The organism is Candidatus Zixiibacteriota bacterium (assembly GCA_026397505.1).
Lineage (GTDB): Bacteria > Zixibacteria > MSB-5A5 > GN15 > PGXB01 > JAPLUR01.
Map to the genome: position 1 here is coordinate 1 of JAPLUR010000012.1, position 10,602 is coordinate 10,602.

The window sequence follows — 10,602 nt, forward strand, 5'->3', positions numbered from 1 at the left end:
TATGCTTTATTCAACTATTTCAATCATAAATGGCACAGAAACAATGAAATAATAAAAACCATCAAAAACATGATACAAAAAGCAGCCTAAATAAATGAAAAAAAGGATATACCAATTTCCACACTAATATTGACATTACCGCTATTCCATTTCATAATCGTATAAGAAATTGTATGCTATCTCGCATGACTCATGGCAACCCTTTTTTCCTTGACTTGATCGCAAAAAAAGGCGATTTATAAACACTATGAACGACTTGATCAATGAAGTTAAAGTAAATCGAAAGAAAGTAATCAGGTCGATTCTTATCCTGGCGGCGCTCTTCTCCATACTTGCGGCGATTATCTTTTATCGATTATATATGATATACCAGAAGGATCTTCCATCTTTCGAGAGTCTTCATAACATTGAACCGTCTCTGAAAACCAAGATTTATTCGGCTGATGGAACCCTTCTTCAGGAGTATTTTAACGAGAATCGTGTCCTCACTCCTTATAAAGAAATTCCCGGGAAGATGGTTGATATGCTGCTCGCGGTTGAGGACAGAGAATTCTTTGACCATTGGGGTGTCAATATTGGGCGGACTCTCAAAGCGACTTTGATTGACTTGGTACGCTGGCGACGCGCCCAGGGTGCTTCCACCATCACCCAGCAACTCGCCAGGATGCTCTTTCTTCATCGCCGGAAAACTTTCGAGAGGAAGATAAAGGAGGCCTTAACCGCGATTAAGTTGGAACGGACCTATTCCAAAGAAGAAATCCTGCAGATGTACCTCAATCAGTACTATTTCGGGCGGGGTGCTTATGGTCTATCAGCCTCCGCTCGGGCCTATTTCGACAAATCGATTGAGGATTTGACCGTCAGTGACTGTGCCCTGCTTGTTGGGCTGCTTAAGGCCCCCAGCCGTTATAATCTTGTCGATTCCACCGAGCAGGCGCTTAGAATTCGCAACAACTCATTATATTCCTATTATGACTGGGGGAAAATATCCAGGAGAGAATATGATTCCCTCCAGGAACTTCCGCTCGAATTGAAATCGCCCGAGGAACAGACCGGGCGCGCCCCTTATTTTACCGAACTCATTCGGCAGTACATTCTCGACAGGTACGGCGAGGATCAGCTCTATTCGGGCGGCCTGAAAGTAATCAGCACTCTCCACTGGGGTCTTCAGGAGCAGGCGGAACGGGCCATGAAAGAAAAGCTCGATACCATGCAGGCCTTCTACGAGCGCGTCTATAGCATCAATAATCCCTATTATACCTTCCTAATTCCCGCGCCGGCTGGAGGATATGCCCGAAGAGCTTATAAGGAAATACAGGGGGCGGCCGTGGCCATAAATAATGAAAATGCCAATGTCCTGGTAATGGTCGGCGGAAAATCATTTGTCGAGAGCAAATTCAACCGGGCCACGCAGGCTTTGCGGCAGCCGGGGTCGGCCTTTAAGCCATTTGTTTATACGGCGGCCATGGACAACGGGTATCACCCCAGCGACATTTTCTATGACAACTCCATTGTCCTCAATATCCCGGGCGCAAAGGAGTGGCGGCCGCAAAATTTCGATGATGAATTCATGGGGGAAATGACCCTGCGCGACGGCCTCCGACTTTCACGCAATCTGATTGCTATTAAACTGCTTCTTAAAGTCACACCCGAGCAGGCGATTTTCTATGCCACCAAGATGGGTATTACTTCACCGCTTCAGGCCGTCCCGTCACTGGCTATCGGCACCAGCGAAGTCAGACTGATTGATCTCACTTCCGCCTATACTGTCTTCCCCAACGGCGGCATCCGCGTCCCCTACCGATATATTATGAAAATAACCGATCGTTACGGCAATATCCTTGAGGATAATACGAATATCCAGAAGGACGAGGTTCTCTCGGCGCAGACAGCCTATATTATGGTGAATATGTTGCAGTCGGTGATCGACAACGGCACCGGCCGCGGCGCCCGTGCCCTCGGATTCATCCGCGCCGCTGCCGGCAAGACGGGAACCTCCGATAATTTCGCCGATAACTGGTTTATCGGTTTTACCCCGCAGGTCACGACCGGGGTCTGGGTCGGATTTGATGATAAGACCTCCATCGGAAAAAATCAGACCGGCGGTGCCAATGCTCTCCCGATCTGGACCGCCATCATGCAAGCGGCAACCGATACTCTCCCAATGCTGGATTTTGAGCTGCCCGAGGGGATTGTGTTCGCCGATGTTTGTCTTAAATCGGGAAAACTGGCCACCGACCGCTGTGTCAATGTCAGACGCGAAGTTTTTAAGGCTAATGATGTCCCCACGGAGACCTGCCCCACTCACCCCTCCCGGGGATTATATGTCGGCCCCTCCAGCACTGATAAGTATCTAATTCCCGAGGACAGCGCCGATATCTATCATTTCTAGAGGCGATTTCGGAGCATAAAGAGGCTTCCGGCTCGTTTGAATCTGATGATACCTTGAATCAAATCATTATAGATATGACTTGACAGACCAGCGTAGGATTTTTTATTTTTGGTTCAATGCCGGAGTGGTGAAACTGGTAGACGCAGAGGACTCAAAATCCTCCGATGGCAACATCATGTCGGTTCGATTCCGACCTCCGGCATTTTGTATATCGTTGCAAAACAATAAGATACGGCCATTCGTTGACATTTCACACCACAATTAAAAAGGAGACAGCCATTTTCGGGCTATCCCCTTTCTGGAAGAATATCTGAAACTCAAGAGCACTTGGGCGCCGGGCCGCTTTTGTAGAGGTAATTTATCAGATAGGTAATGTCCTGTATATTGATGACATTGTTACCGGTTACGTTACCCGAGGCTTTGGGATTTGGAGCCGGCCCTCCCTTGTAGAGATAATTTATTAAATATGTGATATCCTGAATATTGACGATACCGTTCTTATTGACATCTCCGCAGATATAGGATGGAATGGCCATGGAGAACGGGGAGAGAGAAGAAGTCAGCCCGCAAATGATATTGGCGGCCGTATCAAGGGAGATAGTTATATCAATCCAAACACTGGTGTCATAATGCAGAAGTCGCAGTGATGATTCTTCCAGGGGAGATATGTTCGTGGCATCATAGTTGATACAGACCTGAACATTTCCCTCAAAAGCAGCGGAAGTAGTGATGTTGTAATATATCGGAGCGTTTTCCGGGACTATTTCGAACGCTGATGGCGGTTCCGGTCCATCACCGGTTATGGTCATGGTTGTGGAGTCGGCCTGCGAAACGCTGTCAAAGGTCAGACTGACAGTGGCGCCCAGATCCACTTGAACATCCTCTCCCTCTTCGGTGTATGACGCAAAAGTGCAGGCATCGCCGATACTATCTCCGTTACCGTCCTCCTGACCCGGATTAGGGGTGATCGGGCAATTATCCACCTGACATGTATTGGCAGGGTAGCCCGGATTACCAAAACCATCATGATCGGTATCGATGCAATTGTCACAGACATCCCCAATGCCATCCCCGTCGGTATCCTCCTGCACGGGGTTGCTTAAGGCCGGGCAATTATCTGCCTGGCAGGTATTGGCCGGGTAACCCGGATTGCCATAACCGTCATGGTCTGTGTCGGTACAATTATCACAGACATTTCCTATTCCATCACCATCGGCATCCTCCTGCATGGGATTGGCAACAGAGGAACAATTGTCTAAAGCATCGGGTACACCGTCGGCGTCGCTGTCGGCCCCGCCTATCACTGTCCAACAATAGGGGCCATGGAAACTCGGCGATGGGGATTCAAAAAGCCAGTCATATGCGTGGATCGCATGATCCACCGAATCAATACAGAATCTGCCCGTCTCATTGATAATCAAATGGAACTTCATATATATCTGCTCGCCCAGATTTGACGGCCAGGGCGAACAGCTTCTGTTTCCAAGGGCGCTGTGATTAATTGAATCCGGCAATACACCATCCCAACTGAATCCGGTTAATTGGTTAAATATATCCCATAATTGAAAAATGCTGAGGTACTCCACTGAATGAAATGCGCCTTGTCCTGCGACATCCTGATGAGTGACTCCGTAAATACTGGCATCAGGGCTATAGAGGACAAGGGTGAAAGAGTGGCCGAAGCGGGTGAAATCGTTATTGTTCATATATATGTCAATCGAAAATGGGACTCCAGCCATCACCGTATCCGGCGCCACGACAGGCGAGACCGCTGCGCGCATGGTCATGGAATGGACAAAATGCGGAACGGCAAACATGACAAGAAAACCGGTCATAAACAATATTGTCTTTCTCATTTTCATCTCCTTACTCATAATCCTGAACTAAAGGCAGCCTGTGGGGCAGATCGGGGCTGACCCTGCGCAATACAGATATTTTAGGATGCGAATACAGTCGAGCATGTCTATCTGGCAATCGCCGTTGGCATCAGCCTTGCGTAGACACGGTGGTGTCGGACCGCCTTTATATAGGTAATTTATGATATATGCTATATCTCCGATATTGACTGCGTTATTATTATTTGCATCTCCCGGTTTATTGCAGCAATCCATGATACCAGGCCAGGTAAATATGTAGGGACGCCTGCCAATCCAGGATCGGGCTTTGTCAATCATTGTCTGAAGGCCGAGCAGGCCGTCATCATATTCCGTGGCGAGAATATTCACAAAAGTCAGAGTGTCGGTTGCCGAAAGATTGTACTGCCCTATGACGGTAACCATGCTCAAGTTCTGATAGAGGGAGTCTTCCATTTCCGGATGAGTCGATTGCCAGGGTTGATAAATAGTTAGACCGATAAGCTTCTTATAAAGTTGCGATGCCACGATGTGGCCGGTGGGCAGCACCCAATCAGAATTGAGGCATGTGAACGCACCGCGTAAGGTGCGAATACTGTCGCCCGGATATCCGAATGGGATTCTATAACCATCATAGTAAGCAAAAGCGCCATAACGCTGGTTGGCCAGGACGCAATCATTGTTGGGGATTGCGTCAGTGCCATATTCCGCTCCATAACAATACATCATCCGACGGCTAATGTCGGCACCCGAACCATTTTCAACAGTAGAATCCGAAGGAACATCCCAATCCATGATCTCGCCTATGAACACTCCGTTCACGGTGGTGCCCGCGTTATTATAGATCCTCAGCCTTTGGACTATAAAATCACAGCTGTCCGAGGCTAAAGGCGCCCATATATTCGGGCGTTATCGTCTTCCCCAATTAAATTGTTGGTGATATCGCAATCATTGAAGAAATCAAGGTTATTTCCCAAGTTCTCGCCACTTCTGCCTAGGTTGCCGGAATTGCTGAGTGATATTTTTTTGCATGAGGTTCTAATTGAAGCCCATTCAGGAAACTGCACCGAATCGGCGATAACCAGATGGATTTTCAGAGTGTCGGGACTCCCGAGAAAATTACCGTTAAAAACAATTATGCCGTCAAATCCAAAAGGACTGCTGGTGACTACCCCACCTTTATTCAGTTGGACATTCATATAACAATAAGACGGCTCTGTGTATGGTATTGTGGTTGGAGCGCTGGCCACACCGAGCCAATCGTAAGCCGTACCCGTGATCCTGATAGCCGTTATCGAGCTGAATACTATGTCTGCATTGCCCAGGTTCTCAAGTCTGACAAGGGTATCGAGTTGGTGACCCGGCTTGACCCAGGTAGGAAAAGCGAATTCTTTAGGCGTGAAGCTCAATATCGGGTTTGGAATAGGGTCCACGCATGGAAGACGGAACCATTTTACTGGATTAGTGGTCCATACTCCCTCATCTTGAGGGCAGCTGCCAGGATACCTGTCATTAACGTAGAAAACATCCAAATAATTAGTTCCGGAATAACTGCCAGAGGGATCAACAATTGGAACACCGGCAAAATTGCCGCCCGCGGCGTCCATTCCAAATCTAGACATTGCGGGCCACATGTCGGATTCGCACATGACCGCACCGATCGTATCGCAATGGGGCGTGTAGGTATTCGTAAGATTGCGCGATATATCCCACTTGCGTCCCTCATCGTTGGAAATAGCGACGTATAACTCACCATTGGCGGTTCCTGACGAGTTATTTGCCGTCCAGTTACTCTGATGGCAATCGTCATTTTTACCGTTGAAAATGTCATTGAATTGTACAAAGAGGGCGTATAATTTACCATCACACTCCGAAATCTGCATCTTTACGATCGACATCGTATTCCAAGCGCCTCCGAAGCAACCGTACTCCGGTAGATCCCAGTTGGCGTCTTTTATCAAGCTGATTTGTGATGGGAATTGCTCGCCCCAATGGTATAAGCGACTTCCAAAGAAATGAGGAAAAGTGCCTCCATTGGCCGGGGAATACTCCCGGGCATCCCATATGACATGGAGTTTGTCGCCGGTATCAATGAGACATGAAAGATCGTTGCCGGCGCGCCATCCGCTTTTGGAGGAATCGGATTTCGTAATATTCTGTTTCTCGTCCCAGGTCGCACCCAGATTATTGGACAACATATAGTAGATATCGTTGTCCTGTTGTCGATCTCGATCAACCGATTCATATCCGCCCGGGATGGCGGGAAGATTGGCGGTCCAGACAAGCGCCACTTTGCCGCTGACCCGGGAGGCCGTCACTGTCTGCGAAATGCCGTTCGAAACAGTATCTATCATCTTGGGCGGATAGTCCCAGGTGCCGGCAATATCACTCCCGTGCCGTCTAAAATAGACAATGAATCCCGGATCCCCCCCGTTGAATTGCTGCGCAAATACATGAGTAACCGTATCCCCATTCCAAACCTGATATTCCATCGAGGGCCACTGGTAAAGATAATCGCCCTCGGGATCAAAGAAATAGCTGAGCAGGCTGTCCGGAATCCTGCTACGATAAGCTGAAAAATAGCAGGAGGCGGGAAGATAATCATACGAAACAGTTGCTACCATGGCATCGTTCCAGGAACTTCTATGATGGTTACCTATAACCGTTTTTCCCTCAGTGTCAACGTCAAGAGCCGCATAACCGGAATAATCGGATAAAGGATGAATGCAACATCCGCCTCCCTCATCGGAGCCTGCATGGATCAGGCGCCCCTGAACAGGGTCCCAGGCTTCATATGCTGTCCGGCGATCCCCCCAAAGAATTCGATTAAGCTGCTTCATCCAGGTGAAATGAACCATCTGCGTGGCTCGCCAATCCACCTGACGGTTCATCCGACAATTAGACTGCTGGTCATAGGTAGTAAGACCGATTTGCATGCCGGGTGAGGCGCTGGCCACCTGATCAAACCCAAGATTGGCTGGTTCTTTCATTTCTGCCGCTTCTATTGGCACCTTTTGGGGTATTTCCGAAGGAATCGGCAGACGGGGAACTGCACTTATAGAAATGGAGTTCTGTATTTCCCCCTCAGCACAGGCAATACTGGCCAGGGCAATCATGAATAAGTTGATAGCCAAGGCCGTCAGCAATGCTATGATTATTCTCATAGTCTCCTCCGGTATAAATATTGTCTAATAACCAAGAACAGGCCGTGCTCAAGCCCAACTAAATATAACAGCTTTTCGAAAACTATCAAGCAGGTATTTTATCTGCATTTAACCCCCGTGGCCATATAAAGCCGCTTTTCGGGCAATGCTAAGTCGCTGACAACTAAAAGGTTATTGTTAGAGTTGGGCTATAATTCCGACCTCCGGCATGTTTTAACCGAGACAATTTCATCGTAAGTCTTTGATGCTTCGGGAATATTGTGAACGAAAAAAGTTGCTTTTCTATTCTTATGGTCAATTTCAACCCTATCTACAAAATTGTTAATTGCCATTTTCACTTGGGACGGCAACTCAGAATGCAATAAAGAAAAGGCATTCTTAGAAAGTTCCATTATCTCCCCCACGCCCCTTTTGATGTCAAAGTCGGTCGGTTTTCCATCGTGAATATTCTCTGCCAATTCATATACTGCTCCCCCGAATCATTCTCCAAATACTGCTGACTCCCAGCCAAAGATTCCACAAATTCTTTTCCGTGAAGTCTACTTCACGCGTCGGGCATATCCTCCATTTAAGGTTAAGCGGATATACCCGTTAATCTTATCTGTCAAATACAAAATTTGCACAAAGGAATTTGCACTACTGTGGCCCCATAAGCGGACAGATATTGTCAGCTATGGACAGCATTCCAATGAATGCAGTTCACCTAATCCCAAGAATATCTATATTTTCCTTCAGGAAGCTGTGACCGGCGGGTTCTTAAACCGGCCCAGTCTGCCTTCGGATCTCCTTGACCGCGGCTTCTGGACTCCGACCCTGTTTGCCACTCATCGGACATTCCTTTCGTTAAGATTAAATTACCAAAACTACCTCTTAACCAAAAGCCCACCCGTGTCCGACTCTTGCTGAACCGATACACAATAAAATCAGCATCGACAAGCTGAGGCGTTTCTGATATTCGAGCACCAGTTGACTCGAATCATTCGGGATTTTAATGTTCCAGACAGGAAATAATCCCTGACACTTAATAAAAATATTACAGCAAAATATGTCACCCGCGTTAATCCACTATTATTATTTTTTTTGGCTAATTCTATCAGGAAAATAGTGGTAAGAGCGCTCGCGTGGAACAGGGCAGTTCGCACCGCGACTATTAAGACGGCGCCATCGAGGCAACAAGTTCATCAAAATAAGCGGTCAGGCTCTGATCGGGAGAGATGGCAAGTTCCTGCTGAAGCCGTTTCTCATAAGCTCGGTAGGTTTGAAACGCCCGATAAATTTCTCCCTTTTTGACCCGCGCAACCATCATCGCTTGAACCCCTTCACCCCACAATGAGTCGAGCTGAAGGCCTCGTTCGAGCACCGGGACGGCTTCTGCCGCTCTTCCCTTCTCGATCAGGAAGCGGGCCAGCGCGACCGATATTTCGAGGAATTTCTGAAGCAGCCGCTCGCGGTACTCAACCGCATATGATTCGAACCGCTCTTCCGGCAACAGGTCACCGCGATACATGGCAATCGCCCTCCTGAGAACGGATTCCTGATCCTGTGATCGGATAGAATCTGTCGCGCTGTGAAATCCCGCCTTTATAAGAAGGTCCTCGAATTCGATTGTATCCACGGTGGAACCTTCCGGCATGTCCAGGCTGTAATGTCCGTTTGAAAAGATAATATACGATTTGCCCTTCGGGTCATGATGCGGATCCAATGCCCGCCGCAGATCCTTCACGCAGGTCTGAAGAATAGGCTTACTCTTTGCCGGATTGCTGTTAGGCCACAGTGTTTCAAGAATCACTTCCTCATGAACAGGCCCGCATCGTTCAATAAGCAGGAGTTGCAAAAGCTGTCGCGACTTTCTGCGACCAAATGTCACCCCTCTGCTAGCCGCTACAACGGAAAATCCACCCAGCATTCTGATATATAGCGGCGGAAGCGGGATTGTTTGGTTCATTTCATGATAACGATGAGCGGCGGCAGCGACGAGCTTGTTTCCATGTTTCATGAAACGGATTGACGTGCGGACTAGGCCGCGAACATGCAGCTCTGCAGCGGCGATGAACAGATTATGTAATTCAATGGGAGTAAGACCTCTGGATTCCAGCTCCCTGTTGAAAACCGACGATAGGTCAATCTGATGATCACTTTTGAGCAGAAGATAAGCTGAGTCGGTATATATTCCGTACCTGACCGATTTCACGATAACGAATGATGAGATTAAATCGTCAGCCATAGGGTAAGAAAACCAGCGCAGCAGGTTCAACTGATGTAATCCGGCGCGCAAAAATTTCCTGGCCAAGGCATATTTTCCGCTGCCATCGGCCGCGAGTGCCAACATAAAATTGGTTGTTATTCTCCAGGCATGTGAGCCGGTGGTTATGGCCAGCTTATTGAGGTCGATGGCCGTTTTCCGCAACAAGTACCATTTATAGCTCATAGCAGCCTGCATCGCTCCCCGACCCAGCCATATGAGTCGTTGCTCTGTCCGAGTGCCAAGAGATGAAGTATCCGTAAGGTGAGGTCTAAGGCTATCGCCCTTGAGAAGATAGAAATAATCAAGCCACAGAGCGGTAACGATCCGTTCTCGCTCATCGTACTCTAAAGCCTTGTCATATGAATAATTGAGATGTGCAATTGCCTCCTCGGATTCGCCCAAATACCAGCATGCGACTCCGCGGTTTCGGCCAGCGTACATTTCAACCCCGCGATTATCTATGCCATGCAGACGCTGCATTTGCAGGGCCCGCTCGGCGGATTCACGCGCTTTCTTGTAATCCCCACGGGATAGGTGTAATTCGGAAATATTGACGAGCACCATCGGCATAATAGTGAAGGCACCTTTTCGCTCACACTCTACCAGTATCTCCTGAAATTGTGACAGAGCCTCTTTTGATTTTCCCTGGAAATGGGTAAACAGAGCGATGTTGCTTTTCACGGTCATGCGATAATCAAACTGCATCTCGTTGAGCATGGACAGGCAGATTTGCGAATGTTCAATGGCTTTATCTTCACGAAGTTCCTGGTGAGCGGCCAGCGAGAGAACTACATGTACACTCGCTTCAATGGATTTTGCCGGATTCCCGCACCGGCGCTCAAGTGCCCGCCAATCTCGCCTGGTGGAGCCGTAATCGGTGGCCGGTGACAGATGCAACAGCGCCCAATGGTAGTGTATCCATAAGTTACCAAGGGTGACAAAATCGCC

Annotated in this window: 6 protein-coding genes and 1 tRNA gene; 2 read left to right on the plus strand and 5 right to left on the minus strand. The window is 48.2% G+C overall.

The window, feature by feature from the left end; genetic code table 11:
• The first annotated feature begins 247 nt into the window (after nucleotides 1-247).
• Together NT002_00580 and NT002_00585 are read left to right on the plus strand one after the other, a co-directional pair.
• On the plus strand, nucleotides 248-2,392 hold the full coding sequence (locus NT002_00580) for a PBP1A family penicillin-binding protein (protein ID MCX6827773.1): 2,145 nt from the start codon (nucleotides 248-250) through the stop codon (nucleotides 2,390-2,392).
• 118 nt (nucleotides 2,393-2,510) lie between these two features.
• A tRNA-Leu gene (locus NT002_00585) sits at nucleotides 2,511-2,594 on the plus strand.
• 115 nt (nucleotides 2,595-2,709) lie between these two features.
• Here the strand turns inward: NT002_00585 and NT002_00590 are convergent.
• The 5 genes from NT002_00590 to NT002_00610 form a co-directional block, all read right to left on the minus strand.
• A complete protein-coding gene (locus NT002_00590; protein ID MCX6827774.1) occupies nucleotides 2,710-4,248 on the minus strand; it encodes a thrombospondin type 3 repeat-containing protein in 1,539 nt (512 codons plus the stop codon).
• A gap of 27 nt (nucleotides 4,249-4,275) precedes the next feature.
• Nucleotides 4,276-5,040: a dockerin type I repeat-containing protein gene (locus NT002_00595; GenBank protein ID MCX6827775.1), complete on the minus strand. Its 765-nt coding sequence runs from the start codon at nucleotides 5,038-5,040 to the stop codon at nucleotides 4,276-4,278.
• 89 nt (nucleotides 5,041-5,129) lie between these two features.
• On the minus strand, nucleotides 5,130-7,409 hold the full coding sequence (locus tag NT002_00600; protein ID MCX6827776.1) for a hypothetical protein: 2,280 nt from the start codon (nucleotides 7,407-7,409) through the stop codon (nucleotides 5,130-5,132).
• A gap of 188 nt (nucleotides 7,410-7,597) precedes the next feature.
• Nucleotides 7,598-7,867, minus strand: coding sequence for a hypothetical protein (locus NT002_00605; GenBank protein MCX6827777.1), 270 nt, complete (start codon nucleotides 7,865-7,867; stop codon nucleotides 7,598-7,600).
• Between the two features lie 692 nt (nucleotides 7,868-8,559).
• Nucleotides 8,560-10,602, minus strand: a 2,043-nt coding sequence (locus NT002_00610; GenBank protein ID MCX6827778.1) for a BTAD domain-containing putative transcriptional regulator, incomplete at its 5' end; no start/stop codon positions are given.